Origin of the sequence: Enterococcus gallinarum (assembly GCF_021496385.1) — a bacterium.
Lineage (GTDB): Bacteria > Bacillota > Bacilli > Lactobacillales > Enterococcaceae > Enterococcus_D > Enterococcus_D gallinarum.
In genome coordinates, this window is sequence record NZ_CP050816.1 from 1,979,070 (window position 1) to 1,996,715 (window position 17,646).

Below are 17,646 nucleotides of genomic sequence, written 5' to 3' on the forward strand. Positions count from 1 at the left end.
GGAAAAGGAATTGCTCTTGTGGTGCAGCGGCTCTTCGCCGCAGAGCCTAAAAGCAATCAGCCGATTCTGTCCTTCGGATGTTTTTTGTTCAAAATGTTGGCGAAGAGCCATCATCGAAATAAACAGCGCTTGCAATTTCAGCGATTCCTTTTTAAAATGAGAAAAGCAAGCACAAAGGAGAAACCTATGAAAAATTATCCTGTTAAGAAGAACCAGGAATTTGAGGTCGATATTTTAGACCTTTCCCATGAAGGAAACGGCATCGCCAAAGTCGATGGCTATTTACTTTTTATTGAAAACACATTACCCGGCGAACGTGCGTTAGTCAAAGTGTTGAAAGTTGGCAATAAATTTGGTTTTGCCAAAGTGATGAAACTGTTACAAACGAGTCCAGATCGTCAAGAACTGCCTAATAAAGATTTATTGCGAACCGGTATCGCACCTTTGAGTCATCTGAAGTACGAAAAGCAATTGGTATTCAAACAACAACAAGTAGAGAATGTTTTAGCAAAAGTCGCGAAAATGCCGCAAGTTGAGGTATTGCCTACGATCGGCATGGAACAACCTTTTGGCTACCGTAACAAAGCGCAGATTCCCGTTCAAAAAATCAAAGGGCAGTTGACTACTGGTTTTTACCGCAAAAATAGTCATACCCTGGTACCAATCGAAGATTTCTATATCCAAGATCCGGCGATCGATCAAGCAATCGTAACCGTGCGGAACATTTTGCAGCGTTTTAACGTCAAAGCCTACAACGAAGAAGCTCACGAAGGCTTTTTACGGCACGTTGTGATCCGTCGCGGACACCACTCGGGAGAAATGATGGTCGTTTTAGTCACACGAAAAGCGAAGTTTTTCAAAGGAGAAGAGATTGCTGAAGTCATTCATGAAGAGCTTCCTGAAGTAGTATCGGTGATTCAAAATATCAATGAAGAAAAAACCAATGTCATCATGGGTGATGCGGAGAAAATCCTTTATGGGAAAGCTTCGATTGATGATCAATTGTTCGATAAGACGTTCCAAATCTCTGCCAAATCATTCTACCAAGTCAATACGGCCCAAACAGAAGTGCTGTATCAAAAAGCGTTTGAATTAGCAGATCTACAGCCGGATGACATTGTCGTGGATGCGTATGCCGGCATTGGAACCATCGGAATCAGCTTAGCTGATCGTGTCCAAGAAGTTCTCGGAATGGAAGTTCTTGCTGAAGCGGTCGAAGATGCCAAAGCAAATGCTGCGAGAAATGGCTTAGAAAATGTTCATTACTTTGTAGGCAAAGCGGAGAAGATTATGCCTCAATGGTTACGTGAAGGCATTCAGCCAACTGTTGTCTTTGTCGATCCGCCAAGAAAAGGTCTAGAAGCTAGCTTTATCGAGACAACGGCTGCGGTTAAGCCAGAGCGCATTGTCTATATTTCTTGCAACCCAGCCACACTAGCACGTGACCTAGCGCTATTTGCAGAAGAAGGCTATGTGACAAAACAAGTCCAGCCAGTTGATCTATTCCCACAAACCACTCATGTGGAATGTGTGGTCTTGTTGACACGTCTTGAAAATAGATAGAGTGAGATATGATATACTGAGAGTTGGGACATTTTGGTTCTGGCTCTTTGTTTTAGTTTGGAGAAACAGATTGATAAGGTGAAAAGATATAGATTAGGAAATAAGTTGGAGAATGGTATAGCTGGGTGCGTGAACAAAATTTTTAGTATTCATAACAGTTTTGGATGATATACAACAAAAAAATTTTCCGTGATATAATTGAAGATACTTTTATTTGTTCTGGTGAGGTGGATTAGATGGGCAATTCAATGGAAATACGTAAACAACTTTTTAGGGACTGGGCAAAAGATAACCTAGGTGAGAAAACTGGGATCTGGTACACACCGTATCTTGAAAAACTTGGGTTATTGTTGAGCAAATTTGAATTAAGTAACAGCTATTTTGAAAATTTTTTTTACTACGAGACATATGATGAGTTTAAAGAAGTATATCAGAAGATTACTGGAGATAAGGACAGTTCATTATTAGAACTGATGAAAGGGAAAAGGAAAAAATACACTAAGGAATTTGTAAAGATCAACGAATCCTTTAAACGTCATTATGCACAAATGGATTATGACAATGGGAATCGAAGCCAACCGACTAATTATGGTGGTATAGCGCAGTTAGGAACAATCTTGAGATCATATCTAAAGTTTTTGTACTATACTGAAAATCCAGAAAAGATTTACCCGAAGAGAGAACAAAAGTCTTCGAGCTTAGATGGTCAAGTTGATGACAGTGTGAATTACTGGCTCTATGTTCCAGGCGATGACGCTAATCTTTGGCAAGAACTTTTTCAATCGGAAATCATAGGGTTTGATTGGGACTTTCTTGAAGATTTAAATCAATATGAGAATAGACTTGACATCCAGAAGGCTATCTCAGAACATCGGAAAGATAAAAAAAATTCATTAAATGAAGCAAAAGAGATTTGGGACTTCTACAGAGAAATTAAGCCTGGTGACATTGTTTATGCAAAAACAAATGGTAACCATATTGTTGGAAAAGGTGTTGTTAATGGAGATTACTACTTTGATAGCAATGTTTCAAAATATAAGCATCGTCACAATATAGACTGGACGAATAAGGGGTCATGGAACTTAAGCGACCAAGTTTCACAAAAAATGCTGACTAACCTCAATAATTATCCTGATTTTATTGTTTACTTGGATCAGCACATCAATGGAGAGCCAATTGATGAAAAGTTACATTTAATTAATGAATTCAAAGTTTGGCTTTCGCAACAGGTACAGCAAAATGGAGAATTATTAAATGATAAAACTATCAGTCAAAAGATTTCTTCTCTCAAAAGTATTGAAGTTACGTTTACAGTGATTATTTTCGGTGAAACTGATACCGAAGCGTTAAAGAATATCAAGGAAACGGTTCTTAATGATGAAACCTACGACAGATACAAGGGTGTATCAGGAAGTTCTATTGACTATTATATTCGATATGTGGAATCAAGACCATCAGCTAGAGAGAATGAATCATATTCCAGAGAAGATTTTCTTTCAGAAGTATACATTGATGAACATGCTCTTGGAAAGCTTCAATCAGTTTTACAAAATAAGAAAAATTTGATTTTGAAAGGTGCTCCCGGAGTAGGAAAAACTTTTATCGCTGACAGATTGGCATATCTAATGATGGAAGAGAAAGATGATTCGCGGATTCAAATGATTCAATTCCATCAGAGCTATAGTTACGAAGATTTTATTGAAGGATATCGCCCCAAAGTGGATAGTGATGGTTTTGAATTGAAACAAGGACCATTTGTTAAATTTGCACGTAAAGCTTCTCGTGATCCTGAAAGAGACTACTTTTTCATCATTGATGAAATAAACCGTGGGAACATGAGTAAGATTCTAGGAGAACTCATGATGTTAATTGAGACTGACAAACGCGGCAAATCAGTCAATCTGCTCTATTCAAATGAAAAATTTTCAGTACCGGCCAATCTTTATATTATTGGTATGATGAATACAGCCGACAGAAGTCTAGCATTGCTGGATTATGCATTGAGACGTAGATTTTCTTTTTATGATATAGCACCAGCTTTTGAAAATTCAACGTTCACTGAATATATCAATAATATTGGTTCACCGATTAAGATGATCAAAGTAATAGAAATAATCATATCTCTAAATAAAACCATTATAGCTGAGCTTGGTAAAGGTTTCCAAATCGGTCATAGCTATTTTGTTGGTGATGCATTTTCCATAGACGCAGAATCAAGACTTATTGAAGTAGTAGAATATGAAATTATTCCTCAACTCTATGAGTATTGGTTTGATGATGAAGATAAAGCTGAGAGCTGGGCGAATAAGTTAAGGAATGCTTATGATGGAAAAAAACTCTAAGATACCGATTCGAAATATCTATTACATGCTGTCTTATGCTTACCAAACAATTGGACTATCAGAATATCAACGAATGAATGTTGAGCAGTTTGATAACGTGAAAGGTTTATACATTGAGATTTTGAAAATCGGTCTTCCTGTTTTAATTCGAGGTGGTCTAATTAAAGATTACGTTCAAGAAACTGATAGGACAACAGTCATCAAGGGGAAAATTGATATTGGTTCTTCCATCAAGCAAAATGCCCTGGTGGATAAAAAATTAGTAGTTCTATACGATGTGTTCTCTGAGGATGTGCTTCTAAATCAGATTTTAAAGGCAACAATTCAATATCTCTATAAATTACCAGATATTTCAAAGCCAGATAAGAGATTTTTCTTTGGGTTATTACCATATTTTTCCGATGTAACAGACATTGAGCTATCACTTAGACTTTGGAAGAAAGTTGAATATAATCGACAAAATATACGTTATCAGTTTCTTATTGATGTCTGTAGATATTTGTATGAAGAGTTACTCTTGGATGAGTCGAATGAAGAGCAATGGATAAGAGAAATGAAAGATGAACAGCGATTATCGTCACTCTACGAAAAATTTGTATTTGCTTTCTATAAACGTGATACCTGCTACAAAGTGACACACCCACAAATTCCATGGATAGTAGGGGATGGTTTCATTGAAGCTTTGCCGAATATGCAAACTGACATTGTTTTGAGTGATGGTGCTAAGACCTTAATTGTGGATACAAAGTTTTATTCTGAGAATATGGCGACCAGATTTATTGGGAGCGATGCAAAGCAAAAGACTGCTAATCTTTATCAAATTTTCACTTACGTTAATAACTGGATTTCAAAAGATGGTGAAGTAGTAGGAGGCATGCTCCTCTATGCTAAAACGATAGAGGAACATCAGCCAAACCATCACTATGAATTAAATGGCTATCCGATTAGTGTAGTGACACTGGACTTGAATCAAACTTTTGAAGATATAAAAAATGAATTGTTGAAACATGCCTCCCAATTTTTCCAACCTTGACCTATTTTCTAGGCAAGGTTTTTTTTTAAAAACTAGATCAATAAAATTATCAAATAACTGTATCGATTACAGTAATTACCGCTTTTTTTGAACACTCAGTTCTTTCAAATAATAGGTGAAATCATTGCTGATTATTTCATTCTTTCCTTGTACCGAAATGTCCTAAAAGCAACAACTTAATCTTGATAATAAGCAATAGGTTGCATATAATATAGGTAACCTATTACCTATTAAGAAAGGGAAATGCTGATGAAGGCCCCAGAAAATCCTAGACATCTATTATTTGGCGGAACATTTATCCTAGCGAACAAGCTCCAATTTGCAGGAGACAAATCTGTCACTGGATTAACCACGAAACAATGGTTTTTACTAATGAATCTTAGAGAACTTTCTAAAGTGAGTGTACCTAGCGTCAATGAATTAGCGAGTACGATGAATACAACAAGACAAAATATTGCCAAGATGCTCGACACAATGGAAAAAGAAGGACTTGTATCAGTTAATCAAAGTGCCCAGGATAAGCGGGTCAAAGAAGTTTTCGTGACAAAAAAAGGACAACAGTTGGCAAAACAAAGTGAAAAAGAAAGTCAAGATTTTCGAGATAAAGTTTTTACAGGAATAACAGACAATGAATTGGCAATTGCTTCTCAAGTCACACTAAAGATGATAGAGAATCTGGAACGCATAATCAAGGAGATGGATCATGATGAAGGATAACCTAGCTGTTGTGCACTTTTCCAAACATGGGATGACAGAAAAATATGCCAGATGGATTGCAGAAGAGTTGAACGCAGCACTTATCGACGGGAAAAAAGCCAAAGACGTAGAATTTCGTAAATATTCATTTGTCATTTTTGGCGGTCCTATTTATGCTGGGAAAATCAGTGGTGTTGATTTACTGAAACGAAACCTTTTCGATCATCTGGTTGTATTTACAGTTGGTCTGAGCGATCCCGTCGGTACGGATTATGCTGATTTAGATAAGAGTCTTCAAAAATTAAAAAGCATTCCTGAAGGTATTTTTCATTTTCGAGGCGGAATCGATTATACACAATTAAGCATGGCAAATAAACTGCTGTTAAAAGTGATAATAAACTCGTTAAAAAAAGTACCTGATGCTGAACTTACTTCGGAAAACAAAGCATTGATCGAAACATATGGACAGACGGTCGATTTTAGTGATAGAACCGCTATTGAACCGTTGGTAACTTATGTAAGAAAGTTAGTTGAGAAGGAAAGTTAAACCGATAAAGACATACACTTAATGAGGTGGATGATTCATCTTACATGTGGATTGAATGGATTGTTAAAGACGTCTCTGCAAAAGAGTCGTCTTTTTGTTTTCAAAGGCAAACCAATTTAATCAAAATTGGCAACTTCTGAAGTAGATGATTGATTCATTCTCCATTTTACTTTCAAACAGGGAAATAGTAAACTTGAGGAAAATCAATGCGATAGTTTTTCACTCACCGTTCAAGACATTCGGTTGAAAAAATGACAAAAATCCTGCAAAACGAATGCTTATCGGGTTTTCTTCGAACAGGATTGACCAGAGAAACAAGGAGAGTTGCTAGAGACGTGCTACTAAGTTTTTTTACAGGAAATCCAGTTTATATTTGCTTGCAGTCTAATTTAGGCAGAGGAGAAGTCTATGGATAAACTTTATTTGGAAGACATAGAAGAGATTATCGCACATCGATACGACAATGGCGCCGATTACTGGACGACTGAGGACCGAAAATTATTGAAAGGGGCTCCGTTTACCACGTTGGAAAGTCCAATGTACTTACTTGAACTGGGAGTGTCTCCCCAGGATGCGATCCTAACAGAAACAGCGGAGCTGATTTTCAGCACTTGGAGAGAAGATGGCCGTTTCAAAACTTCCCCATCTGGTGGGCTGTATCCTTGCCATACGGCGTTAGCCCTAAGGAACCTTTGTGTTCTCGGTTATGCGGAAGATCAACGGCTTCTTAAGACCTTCGACTATTTTATTTCCACACAGCAAGAAGATGGGGGTTGGAAATGCAACAAGTATAGCTTTGGTCGAGGACCTGAAACGGAGTATTCTACACCGATGACGACTTTAACGGTATTAGATGCTTTTCGCTATAGTCCATTCGCAAAGAATCAAGCGGTTATCCATCCTGCGATCGAGTTTCTGTTGACGCATTGGAGACTGAAAAAGCCAATCAGTCCTTGTCATTATGGCATTGGCACGCTGTTTATGCAGACGGAATATCCTTTTAGGGGATATAATCTCTTTTATTATCTGTATGTTTTGTCCTTTTACCCTTATGCGAAACGAGATGAGCGCTTTTTGGAAGCGTTACACCAATTTGAAACAAAATTAGTAGAGGGCAAAGTCATTGTAGAACGTGTTGTGCCGAAGTTAGGAAAGATGAATTTTTGTAAAAAGGGACAGGCCAGTCAATTAGCAACGAAACGTTATCAAGAAATATTAACCAACTTAGCATAGCATTTTTGGCAATTCAGCAGAACAGGAGGCAAGAAAATGACAGAAACTTGTTTGACACTTCGTCCATTGACCAATGAGATCGAACTAGTCGATCGCTGGTTAAGAAAAGAATATATCAAGAAATGGCTTGGTTCGGCAGAAGATTGGTTGACGGAAATCAGAAATGAAACAGGAGAATTTGATTATATCCATCATTTTATCGTCCTTCTTGATGATAAGCCCATCGGATTCTGCCAATATTACGTGTGTGAAAGGACCGTTAAAGGGTATCCATGGGAACATGAGCCGGCTGGAACATTTGGCATTGATTATTTCATTGGGGAAGAGACGTATCTCAAAAAAGGATTTGGAAATATGCTGATCAAAGCACTCGTCATCCATATCATGAGCCATGAACAGGCTCGTCGAATCATCGCAGATCCAGTGCCAGAAAATCAAGTTTCAATCGCTGTGTTGGAAAAAAACGGCTTTGAATTGGATGAAGGAACTGGGCTTTATTTCAAAGATCTTTCAGAATGAATGTTGAAAAGCAAGGCAGTTATGAAAACTATGCTTTTTATCTAGAAGTAAATAGGTGTGTTGAAGTGGACTAGAGACGAAAAGAACTTTTCTTTAAAAGTATTCTTGGTGCAGAAACGAAAGTGAACCTGGTAAAGGAGTCAGAAGAATGGATCGATATGTTGCTTTATTAAGGGGAATCAATGTCGGCGGGAAAAATAAGTTGAGTATGTCTGAATTAAAAGAAGAATTAAAGAAAGACGAATTTACAGATGTTGTCACTTATCTAAACAGTGGCAATGTTATCTTTTCCAGTAACAGAGAGGACCCACAGATTTTAGCCAATAAAATGAGAACAAGGATCAAGCTCGGCTTTGAGTTAGACATTCCCATTCATGTGATTTTACAAGCCGAACTAAAAGAATTATTAGCAAATGCTCCTGAATGGTGGGGAGATGAGAACAAAGAAATTTATGACAACGTCATATTTATGATGAAGCCATTGTCTTTTGAAGTTTTACTGACTGAGATTGGTGAACCAAAAGCGGACTTTGAAAGAGTGTATCCTTATAAAGACATTGTCTTTTGGTCCTTTATTCGCAAAGAACATCAAAAAACAAATTGGTGGGCAAAGACCGCAAAGCCAAAGGTAAAGGATCAACTGACCATCCGAACAGCCAATACTGTAAGAAAAATTGTTGACATGTGATCAAAGAAAGTCCTGTCGATTATTGGCTGATTCCGCTCTTAAACTCATTGTGAAAGGTTTAGGTAGTGTTCTCTAGTTACTGGGTTCTATTGGTCATAAATTGACTTTGAGTGTCGCTTTTTTCAAAGCATGGAAGAAATCAATTGAATGCAAAACTATTCTGAAAATTTTAATTCTCCGAAGAAGGAGCCTTGTAATCTATTTTTAATGGATTTATGCTTATTCTTGAAAGGAGAATGATGATGAAAAAAGCAGAATTGCATGAGTTGATTACGAGTACCCAGCCAAATATTTGTCAAATTGTTGCTTACAAGAACCACGAAGAAGTCTATTCAGATGAATGGAATCATTATCAGAGAAATGATGCTTGCCATGTGATGTCGGCGACAAAAAGCGTAGTATCGTTGTTGATCGGAATCGCCATCGATCAGGGAAAAATTTATAGTATTGAAGATAAAGTCCTTGATTATTTTCCTGATTATAGCGTGAAACGAGGAGAAAAAACGATCTATGACGTGACCATCAAACACTTACTCACCATGCAGGCACCTTATAAAGGAAAAGGAGATCCTTGGACAAAAGTCTGTACTAGCCAAGATTGGACGAAAGCTTCTTTAGACTTTTTGGGTGGAAGAAAAGGGTTGACGAATCAATTTGATTATCGAACAGTTTGTCTGCATATTTTGACTGGTTTATTATGCCAAGCAACAAAAATGACCACGGTTGATTTTGCAAACAGCTATTTATTTGAACCCATCGGCGTTAGTCGACATCACAATTACCATGCCGAAACAGCAGCAGAACACAAGCAGTTCACTATCGGAAAAGAGCCAAAGGAGCCGGTTTGGTTTTGTGATCCATTGGGTGTTGGTACAGCTGGTTATGGTTTGTGCTTGTCAGCCAGCGATATGGCGAAAATTGGCGAACTCTGCTTGAACCAAGGCCGACACAAAGGAAAACAAATTGTCTCTGCTGAATGGATCGCAGAAATGAGTACACCAACGCAGCCAGCTCTAATCCAATTTCAGCAGATGCACTATGGGTATTTATGGTGGATACTAGACCCAAAGCAGAATGTCTATTCAGCAATTGGCAATAGCGGCAATGTCATTTACGTTGATTCGAAAAACAAACTGGTTATTGCTGTAACCGCGTATTTCAAACCTACGGTCCTTGATCGGGTCGACTTTGTAGAAACGTATGTGAAGCCATTTGTCCTGACAGAAATAGTCTGAGCCCTTCACTTATTGAAGGGACGAATGGAAAGGAGCGGCGACTGCGTTCCATGAGAATCTTCTTAAAAGAACGTTGAACGAATGAGCATTTCTTGGACAGATACCAACACAAATTAACGATAACGGAGGAACTCTATGGTCAAGGCAACGATTCGTGCCAGTATTGATCAGGATATCCAAAAGATCTGGCAAATTGTCACCAATCTTCAGGACTATTCCTGGCGAAGTGATTTAAGTAAAATTGAGGTGATCAATGAAAGGCAGTTTATCGAATACACAAAAAGCGGGTATCCCACAACATTTACGATTATCGACAAAGAGCCTTTCACGTTGTATTCATTTACGATGGAAAACACAAATATGCGAGGGCGTTGGCAAGGAAAATTCACCAAATCAGGTGCTCAGACAGATATGATCTTTACGGAAGAGGTAACGCTGAAGAAGTTTTATTTGAAACCATTTGCTAAAAGATATTTGAAGAAGCAACAGGAGAAATATCTCGCAGATTTGACAGCAATCCTAAAAAGAGAGAAAGAAGTTACGGAAAAATCCCATTGAAATGTATTTCGTTGCTGGCTGCCAACCGCAGCAGACTGCAGCACATCAAGCATAGAACAGACAAGAAAATGACTTGAGACAATCACAAAAGAAAAAGTTTTAAAGGAGTTGACCAATGTTTACTTTCGAGAGAGTGACTGACGCAAATGAACAGGAAGCTGTTTCCATCTATTTAAATAATCAGCCGTATTTTTCTTTAACGGATGATGTGGCTTCCTTGCAGTTATTAAAACAAGATATGGTAGATAAGCCTGAATCAGTAAAGAAAGAAAATAAACGCTTTTTTTTAGTTAGAAAGGATACAAAGCCGGTGGCGATCCTTGACTACTTAGTTGACTATCCAGAAGAGCAAACCGCTTATATTGGATTATTGTTGATCAATGAAAAGAGGCAAGGACACGGGAAAGCAATCGTTCATAAATTAGAAGAAATTCTTCTTTCTGAAGGGATGACGAAACTAGCCTTGGCCGTTTTATTGAATAATCAACCAGCGGGTAAATTTTGGCGATCGTTAGGTTTTCGGCCCACTAAAGAAACCATTGCTCAAATGAATCAAAAGAAAGTCAAGGTTCTTTCTTACGAAAAAATTTTTGTTCACCCAAGATCAAGGAACTAGCGAGTCTATTTTCAATAAGCAAAACGTCAGTTGACTCTCTACTTGAGATAAGGGTCAAGATGCAATGAGGAGGGGTATCATGTATTTTTGCACATCACGTTGTTTTATCCGTGATTTTAGGATCGAAGATATCCCAACAGTTATGACCTATAGAAATGATTTAGAGTGGATGAAGTACCAAGGTTTCAAAAACATGGAAAAAGCTGCGTATATCAAAGAACTGCTGCATACAAAAAGTTTTTCTGAAGGCAAAAATTTAGCAGTTGTGCACACTTTAGATGAACGGCTGATCGGTGATATCTATTTAAAAAATGAAGCAGATTTTTTCTGGATCGGTTACACGATCCATCCTCAGGAGTCTCAAAAAGGATACGGCTCAGAAGTGATTCAAGCGACGATACAGTGGCTGTTTGATCAAGGTGTTCAATCAGTAAAAGCAGAGGTAGCGCCTGGAAATCTAGCTTCGATAAAACTTTTAGAAAAACTGAATTTTTCGTTAGTCAAAACGGAAGAAGACGCACTCTATCAGTTGCATCGCCTTGACTACCCACAACAGAAAAATAGGATAAAACAGGAACAGTGAATCAGAAAGTTCTCTTCAAACAATAAAAATCTTTTTACCTTGTTAAGAAGCCTAGGCTAACTTGGTAAAAAGATTTTTTTTGACGAATCCGCTTCACGTTTCTTTGACAAAAGAGTTGGTAAGTGCTCCTAATTTGGTGATGGTTCGAGCAAAGATTAGGCTTTTCTATTTTCTCCATTTATTTAATGCGGGCATCATTCGCTCAAATACGGGGAATAAGATCAAATAAAACAGGAAGTTTCCGCTAGCATGAAACAAATCAAATACGAAGCCTTGAAGATAATAGGCTGTAAAAGAAGGAAACTGATAAAGCCAAACTTCCATCATAGAAACGATCAAACCGTATAGAATACCACAAATGAACGCTAGAAGTGCTTGGGTTAAGCGGCTTTGCTTTATGAGAGATATTTTTCCTCCCAGATGAAAAAAAGTAATCATAGCAGCCAGTGCTACAAATTGGCTGATCGTCCAAGGCCCCATCCCTAAGTAGATATTTGTACCAAGCAAACTCAATAAAGCAACGATCAAAGCATCAGACAAACTGCCTGCCAGGGCTAATAAAAATAAAATAGCACTCATGGGCTGAACGTTGGGGATCCAGACAAAAAATAAGCGTCCAACGATACAAGACGCAGTAAGGAGTGCTAATAAAGAAATTTTTTGAACGGAAAATATATGGCTATGAGGCTGGAACATCGAAATCGCCGTCTTTCTAATTGATAATCATTCTCATTATACATGAAAAAAAATAAATTTCAAGATTGAAAAACACATTATGTAGTGTGATAATGAATTTCGGACACAATATGTTGAGTATGGGAAGGTGGCACAAAAAATGAAATACAGTAAACAAACGATAAGCAAGCTAAACGAGGACATTCATATGTTCCCAGAAGTCTCAGCAATCACTACTGATATGACGAACACATTTGAAGGAATTTCTCGCTTGATCATGCTCGATCGCTATTCTTTCAAGGATCAAAACCACCAAACATTAGATAAGGGTGATTTGGTTATTTTAACCACAAAAGAAGATCCTCAATATCCTGCTCGAGGCATCGGATGGGTAAAGTCTATTGATGACGACATGGTCTCCATAGAGGTTGAAGAAGAGTATCGCTCAGCTATAGAAAATACTGCTGAACAAGTTAGTGGTCTTGTTAAACGACGGAAAAATGAGATCGAAAAACCACTGGAACTTTATTTCGAACAAATCGCTCGCCGAGTCGCTAGAGGGATTTCCGATAAAGAGTTAGAGCAGGAGTTGTTTCTTGAGCAGTTTTATCAGCAAATTGCCGAACAAAATCTGATTCCGGCAGGTCGAGTCCTTTATGGCGCTGGTACTAATTCTCAAGTTACCTATTTCAATTGCTTTGTGATGCCTTTCATTCACGACTCTCGTAAAGGAATCGCTGTACACAGACAAGAAGTGATGGAGATTATGAGTCGGGGCGGAGGAGTTGGTACTAATGGTTCAACCTTACGGCCAAAAGCTTGTGTGGTCCATGGTGTCAGCGGGCGATCCTCTGGTGCCGTCTCTTGGTTGAATGACTTAGCCAATTTGACGAATCTGGTCGAGCAAGGGGGAAGTCGTCGCGGCGCACAGATGATCATGATGGCTGACTGGCATCCAGACATTTTGGCGTTCATTATTTCTAAAATCCAGAATCCTGCAGTATTGCTGCAGTTAAACAAAACATTGAAAAATGACACCATCAAACAGTTAATCAATGAAAAACTTCATTTTGATCCTTTGTCAAAAATGGAAGAAAAAATGTATACCCATATTGCTCAGCTTCCAGAATCATCAGATACCGAGCAAAATGAAATGATCAAGACAGCAAAAGAAAAGCTACGGCATGGAGGAAGTTATACGGTTAAAAACAGCGACTTCCTGACTGGAGCGAATATTTCTGTTTGTTTGACAGAAGAATTCATGGATGCAGTAAAGAAAGACGATTGGTATGCGCTGCGTTTCCCAGATATCGATAATTATTCCGAAGAAGAAATGGCGGAATACGATGCAAAGTGGGCAGAAGTCGGAGATGTGCGAGAATGGGAAGCCGCCGGTCATAAAGTAAAAACCTATCAAAGGATCAGGGCTCGTGAATTGTGGAATTTGATCACTTTTTGTGCCACGTACTCAGCTGAACCCGGTATCTTCTTTATCGATAATGCCAATAAAATGACCAATGCTACAGCCTATGGGCAAAAAGTGGTTGCGACGAATCCTTGTGGTGAACAGCCGTTAACACCTTATGCTGTATGTAATCTAGCAGCAGTCAATTTGGCAAACATGGCCGATCATCAAACGGGGACAGTTGATTTTGCTAAATTAAGAGAAACGGTTAAAACCGCGGTTCGTTTTCAAGATAATGTCATTGATGCGACCCCTTACTTCTTTGATAAAAATGAGCGCCAAGCGAAAGGTGAAAGACGTGTTGGACTTGGCATCATGGGCTTAGCCGATCTACTGATCTATTGTGAGAAAACTTATGGTTCAGCAGAAGGCAATCAATTAGTCGATCAGATTTTTGAGACGATTGCTATCACCGCCTATGAAGCCTCCATTGATTTAGCAAAAGAAAAGGGCAGTTTTCCATTTTTGATTGGGAAAGATGATCAAGAGACACAAGCATTACGAGAGAAGTTTATTGACACAGGGTATATGAAAAAAATGCCAGCCCATATTCGTGAAGGGGTGATGCAATTTGGGATTCGCAACTCACATCTTTTGACTGTCGCACCAACAGGATCGACGGGAACGATGACCGGTGTGTCAACAGGATTAGAGCCTTACTACTCCTTCTCCTATTTTAGAAGTGGCAGATTAGGCAAATTTATTGAGATCAATGCAGCAATCGTTGAAGAATATCTTGCGAATCATCCGGAACAAGCCAAAGATCAGCTGCCAGACTTCTTCATTTCAGCAATGGAACTGTCCCCAGAAGAACATGTTGGTGTTCAATGTGCGATTCAACGCTGGGTGGATAGTTCGATTTCAAAAACTGTCAATGCACCGAAAGGGTATTCTGTAAGTCAGGTGGCGAAAGTCTATATGGATCTCTACGATGGTGGTGCCAAAGGCGGTACTGTATACGTGGATGGCAGCCGTGACTCACAAGTATTGACTTTGGAAGCAATCGACAATGAAATAAACACTCAAGTAGAACCAGCAGAAGATCAATTTACCACCCAAACGAATGAACCAGTGATTTCTGGTGACATTTGTCCCATCTGTCATGAAGGAACAATAGAAGAAATTGGCGGTTGTAGTACATGTACCAATTGTAAAATTCAATTGAAATGTGGTTTGTAAAAATAGATCATTAGTGATTGAAGAGATAAGGGATATACCTGTGTTTCAGTAAAAATTTAGTATGTTTTTCGATGGATAAAAGAGTAGATTTTAATGACGTATGTCGGGAAGGAATAAATAAATGAAAAAATTGTTAGTCGTAACCGTGTTGTTAGGCGGATTATTTGTCACTAGTGGCTGTCAAGGAAATACGCGTACATCTTCAGAAAATACCCAAAATGCACAAAGTGCAGAAAGCACAGAACGTTCTGTTGATCAGAAACAATTAACAGCTACGATTGTTATCACGAATAAAGGTGAGGAAGTCACCTCAAAAGAAGTTGCTTTTCAAGAAAATGAATCACTACTGAAAGTAATGAAAGAAAACTTTACGATTGAAGAAAAAGATGGCTTTATCACTTCGATCGATGGAATGAGTCAAGATCAAAAGAACAATGTATTTTGGGTCTATACAGTCAATGATGAAATGAGTGATAAAGGTGCCCAAGAGCTGTTTTTGAAAAAAGCTGATACGATCACTTTTAATTTACAAGCATTCTAACTCACCCTTTAAGAGGTGTAACATATGTTTTCAACCGAGGCCCCCCAATAAGGACTAGGATCCAGCAGGTCTCTTTGGCTTGCACGATGTATCGTGCCATTCAGTATCCTCGAGTTGCTACTTATGTTGCAGCTCTTTTTTTCTTGATACAAATCAATTTGTTTTTCGCTCCTTTTCGTTAAACTAGCGCTGAATCATCCCTACAAACAAAAAAGGAGTGGAGACATTGAAGATCCAAAAAAAGATACAAGCAAACCAAGTGTTGCTGACAATAATCAGCGGTTGTCTGATCGTCACTGCATTTGGTGGGAAATATTTATTGCAGCAGCAGGTACTCTATGAGAGTTGCTTGTTTATTGCTTCTGTTATTGGTGGTCTTCCCATTGCTATCCAAGCTTATCAAGCGGCAAAAGTGAAAGTCCTTAGTATTGACTTATTAGTGACTGTGGCAGTGCTGGGCGCCCTTTTTATTGGGGAATACAATGAATCAGCTATTGTGACCTTTCTTTTTTTGTTTGGTCATGTTCTTGAACAAAAAACGTTAGCCCATACGCGATCAGCAATTCAATCTCTCATCAATATGTCGCCGGCAAAAGCCTGGAAATATATCCCCTCAGCGAATGAAGACGCCGTTGAAAAGACGGCAGAAGTAGCAATTGAAGAAGTCAAAGTGGGGGATCGCTTGCTGGTGAAAGCAGGTGCTCAAGTGCCAGTGGATGGCATGATTGTTGAAGGATCGGGCTACTTAAAAGAAGCAACAGTGACAGGAGAAGCTGAACTTGTTAGAAAAGCAGTAGGCGCAATGGTTTTTGCAGGAACGATTCTCGAAAACGGTACATTAAAAATCCAAGCTCAAAAAGTTGGAGAAGAGACGACATTTGGTAAAATCATTGAACTCGTTGAAGAGGCACAAGATAGCAAATCAGCTGCCGAACGTTTGATTGACCGTTTTGCCACCTATTATACACCTCTGATTTTGGTGCTGGCTGTTCTCATAGGCTTGATTACTAAAGAGATTCGTCTAGCGATCACGCTACTGGTGCTAGGATGCCCCGGAGCGCTTATTATCGGTGTTCCGGTCGCCAATGTTGCGGGGATCGGGAATGGTGCCAAGAATGGAGTACTGATTAAAGGCAGCGAAGTCATGGCTACTTTCAGCCGTGTCGATACGATTGTTTTTGATAAAACAGGGACATTGACTGAAGGCAAGCCAAGTGTGACTGCCGCAAAGATTTTTACCGATAAAGACGATTTAGTCTTAACGGCAGCCGTAGAAGCAGAATCCGATCATCCATTAGGTCAAGCGATACTTCAGTATACAAGAACTGTCGGGGAAAGTTGGGAAGCAGTCCATGTGGAGCAGACGAAGATCCATAAGGGACGCGGTGTACAGGCGGTTGCAAATGGCCATGATGTGTTGATCGGTAACAGACAATTTATGATTGAACAAGGGATCGAGCTATCGATGGAGGTACAACGGCAGGAAGATGAATTACGAGGACAGGGTCATTCAATCGTTTTAGTAGCGTGTGATCAGCAATTGACTCAATTATTTGGTATCAAAGATGCGATTCGTTCAGGGGCGTCAGAAACGATTCATGCACTGAGAAAAAGCGGCATAAAACGGCTGATCATGCTGACTGGAGACCATCAACACACCGCAAATTTGATTGGCCACACGTTAGGGTTAACAGAGATTCATGGTGAGCTTTTACCTGAAGAAAAAGCGGACTTTATTCGACATTTACAGAAAAAAGGGGAAATAGTTGCTTTCGTGGGAGATGGCATCAATGATAGTCCTTCAATTGCACTTGCTGATATTGGGATTGCGATGGGCAATGGGACAGATGTGGCAGTCGAAACCTCTGATATTGTATTGATTCAATCACGGATCGAGCAACTAAATTATGCCTATCAACTAACGAAAAGAACCGTCAGAAAGATGAAAGAAAACATTCTGATTGCGTTAGGAACTGTTTTATTCTTGTTAGTAGGTTTGGTCTTTGGCTTCATCTATATGGCCAGCGGGATGTTTTTCCATGAGTTAAGTATTTTGCTTGTTGTCTTGAACGCGATGCGCTTGCTGGCGAAACCAAATAAGTCAAAACTTGATACAAATCAATTATTAGTGACACAAGAAGAATTAAAATAAGACTATCAATAAAGGAGGAAT

General features: G+C 38.9%; 16 protein-coding genes. 15 read left to right on the top strand and 1 reads right to left on the bottom strand.

Annotated elements, in window-relative coordinates; all coding sequences use genetic code 11:
- Window positions 1–186: 186 nt before the first annotated feature.
- From rlmD to HED61_RS09925, 12 genes are all read left to right on the top strand, one after another.
- The gene (gene rlmD / locus HED61_RS09870; protein ID WP_219645498.1) at window positions 187–1,563 is read left to right on the top strand and encodes a 23S rRNA (uracil(1939)-C(5))-methyltransferase RlmD; all 1,377 of its coding nucleotides are present in this window, start codon (window positions 187–189) and stop codon (window positions 1,561–1,563) included.
- A 236-nt stretch (window positions 1,564–1,799) separates the two neighbouring features.
- Window positions 1,800–3,905 carry an AAA family ATPase gene (locus HED61_RS09875; RefSeq protein WP_060814862.1) on the top strand — a complete coding sequence of 702 codons (2,106 nt, stop codon included), beginning with the start codon at window positions 1,800–1,802 and terminating at the stop codon, window positions 3,903–3,905.
- A complete protein-coding gene (locus HED61_RS09880; protein WP_060814861.1) occupies window positions 3,889–4,938 on the top strand; it encodes a 5-methylcytosine restriction system specificity protein McrC in 1,050 nt (349 codons plus the stop codon). Before HED61_RS09875 ends, HED61_RS09880 begins: the two co-directional genes overlap by 17 nt.
- A gap of 249 nt (window positions 4,939–5,187) precedes the next feature.
- Window positions 5,188–5,655 carry a MarR family winged helix-turn-helix transcriptional regulator gene (locus tag HED61_RS09885; protein ID WP_225585947.1) on the top strand — a complete coding sequence of 156 codons (468 nt, stop codon included), beginning with the start codon at window positions 5,188–5,190 and terminating at the stop codon, window positions 5,653–5,655.
- Window positions 5,642–6,181 (top strand): flavodoxin domain-containing protein, encoded by a 540-nt coding sequence (locus HED61_RS09890; RefSeq protein ID WP_219645499.1) that lies wholly within the window; start codon window positions 5,642–5,644, stop codon window positions 6,179–6,181. The genes HED61_RS09885 and HED61_RS09890 overlap by 14 nt, the downstream gene beginning before the upstream one ends.
- Before the next feature lie 408 nt (window positions 6,182–6,589).
- Window positions 6,590–7,414, top strand: a complete 825-nt coding sequence (locus tag HED61_RS09895; RefSeq protein WP_219645500.1) for a prenyltransferase/squalene oxidase repeat-containing protein — start codon at window positions 6,590–6,592, stop codon at window positions 7,412–7,414.
- A gap of 36 nt (window positions 7,415–7,450) precedes the next feature.
- Window positions 7,451–7,933 (top strand): GNAT family N-acetyltransferase, encoded by a 483-nt coding sequence (locus tag HED61_RS09900; RefSeq protein WP_234981382.1) that lies wholly within the window; start codon window positions 7,451–7,453, stop codon window positions 7,931–7,933.
- A 148-nt stretch (window positions 7,934–8,081) separates the two neighbouring features.
- Complete coding sequence (locus HED61_RS09905) at window positions 8,082–8,621, top strand: DUF1697 domain-containing protein (protein WP_003127242.1); 540 nt, start codon at window positions 8,082–8,084, stop codon at window positions 8,619–8,621.
- Between the two features lie 242 nt (window positions 8,622–8,863).
- Window positions 8,864–9,856 carry a serine hydrolase domain-containing protein gene (locus tag HED61_RS09910; RefSeq protein ID WP_219645501.1) on the top strand — a complete coding sequence of 331 codons (993 nt, stop codon included), beginning with the start codon at window positions 8,864–8,866 and terminating at the stop codon, window positions 9,854–9,856.
- Between the two features lie 135 nt (window positions 9,857–9,991).
- Complete coding sequence (locus HED61_RS09915; protein ID WP_003127244.1) at window positions 9,992–10,414, top strand: SRPBCC family protein; 423 nt, start codon at window positions 9,992–9,994, stop codon at window positions 10,412–10,414.
- A 115-nt stretch (window positions 10,415–10,529) separates the two neighbouring features.
- Window positions 10,530–11,030 carry a GNAT family N-acetyltransferase gene (locus HED61_RS09920; RefSeq protein WP_003127245.1) on the top strand — a complete coding sequence of 167 codons (501 nt, stop codon included), beginning with the start codon at window positions 10,530–10,532 and terminating at the stop codon, window positions 11,028–11,030.
- Between the two features lie 79 nt (window positions 11,031–11,109).
- Window positions 11,110–11,613, top strand: coding sequence for a GNAT family N-acetyltransferase (locus HED61_RS09925; protein WP_231598653.1), 504 nt, complete (start codon window positions 11,110–11,112; stop codon window positions 11,611–11,613).
- Window positions 11,614–11,778: 165 nt separating this feature from the next.
- Here the strand turns inward: HED61_RS09925 and HED61_RS09930 are convergent, their stop codons facing one another.
- Window positions 11,779–12,309, bottom strand: coding sequence for a hypothetical protein (locus HED61_RS09930; RefSeq protein WP_138371808.1), 531 nt, complete (start codon window positions 12,307–12,309; stop codon window positions 11,779–11,781).
- A 139-nt stretch (window positions 12,310–12,448) separates the two neighbouring features.
- Between HED61_RS09930 and HED61_RS09935 the strand changes: the two genes are divergently transcribed.
- From HED61_RS09935 to HED61_RS09945, 3 genes are all read left to right on the top strand, one after another.
- On the top strand, window positions 12,449–14,932 hold the full coding sequence (locus HED61_RS09935; RefSeq protein ID WP_219645502.1) for a vitamin B12-dependent ribonucleotide reductase: 2,484 nt from the start codon (window positions 12,449–12,451) through the stop codon (window positions 14,930–14,932).
- A gap of 121 nt (window positions 14,933–15,053) precedes the next feature.
- Entirely contained in the window at window positions 15,054–15,473 is a 420-nt protein-coding gene (locus tag HED61_RS09940; protein ID WP_103300070.1) for a DUF4430 domain-containing protein, read from the top strand.
- A gap of 226 nt (window positions 15,474–15,699) precedes the next feature.
- Window positions 15,700–17,625, top strand: coding sequence for a heavy metal translocating P-type ATPase (locus tag HED61_RS09945; RefSeq protein ID WP_103300071.1), 1,926 nt, complete (start codon window positions 15,700–15,702; stop codon window positions 17,623–17,625).
- The last annotated feature ends 21 nt before the right edge of the window (window positions 17,626–17,646 follow it).

Coding starts and splice junctions, on each gene's coding strand:
- HED61_RS09880 (WP_060814861.1), top strand. CDS start 3,889: ATGGAAAAAAACTCTAAGATACCGATTCGAAATATCTATTACATGCTG.
- HED61_RS09925 (WP_231598653.1), top strand. CDS start 11,110: ATGTATTTTTGCACATCACGTTGTTTTATCCGTGATTTTAGGATCGAA.
- HED61_RS09910 (WP_219645501.1), top strand. CDS start 8,864: ATGAAAAAAGCAGAATTGCATGAGTTGATTACGAGTACCCAGCCAAAT.
- HED61_RS09875 (WP_060814862.1), top strand. CDS start 1,800: ATGGGCAATTCAATGGAAATACGTAAACAACTTTTTAGGGACTGGGCA.
- HED61_RS09900 (WP_234981382.1), top strand. CDS start 7,451: ATGACAGAAACTTGTTTGACACTTCGTCCATTGACCAATGAGATCGAA.
- HED61_RS09920 (WP_003127245.1), top strand. CDS start 10,530: ATGTTTACTTTCGAGAGAGTGACTGACGCAAATGAACAGGAAGCTGTT.
- HED61_RS09895 (WP_219645500.1), top strand. CDS start 6,590: ATGGATAAACTTTATTTGGAAGACATAGAAGAGATTATCGCACATCGA.
- HED61_RS09890 (WP_219645499.1), top strand. CDS start 5,642: ATGATGAAGGATAACCTAGCTGTTGTGCACTTTTCCAAACATGGGATG.
- HED61_RS09940 (WP_103300070.1), top strand. CDS start 15,054: ATGAAAAAATTGTTAGTCGTAACCGTGTTGTTAGGCGGATTATTTGTC.
- HED61_RS09930 (WP_138371808.1), bottom strand. CDS start 12,309: ATGTTCCAGCCTCATAGCCATATATTTTCCGTTCAAAAAATTTCTTTA.
- HED61_RS09885 (WP_225585947.1), top strand. CDS start 5,188: ATGAAGGCCCCAGAAAATCCTAGACATCTATTATTTGGCGGAACATTT.
- HED61_RS09905 (WP_003127242.1), top strand. CDS start 8,082: ATGGATCGATATGTTGCTTTATTAAGGGGAATCAATGTCGGCGGGAAA.
- HED61_RS09935 (WP_219645502.1), top strand. CDS start 12,449: ATGAAATACAGTAAACAAACGATAAGCAAGCTAAACGAGGACATTCAT.
- HED61_RS09915 (WP_003127244.1), top strand. CDS start 9,992: ATGGTCAAGGCAACGATTCGTGCCAGTATTGATCAGGATATCCAAAAG.
- rlmD (WP_219645498.1), top strand. CDS start 187: ATGAAAAATTATCCTGTTAAGAAGAACCAGGAATTTGAGGTCGATATT.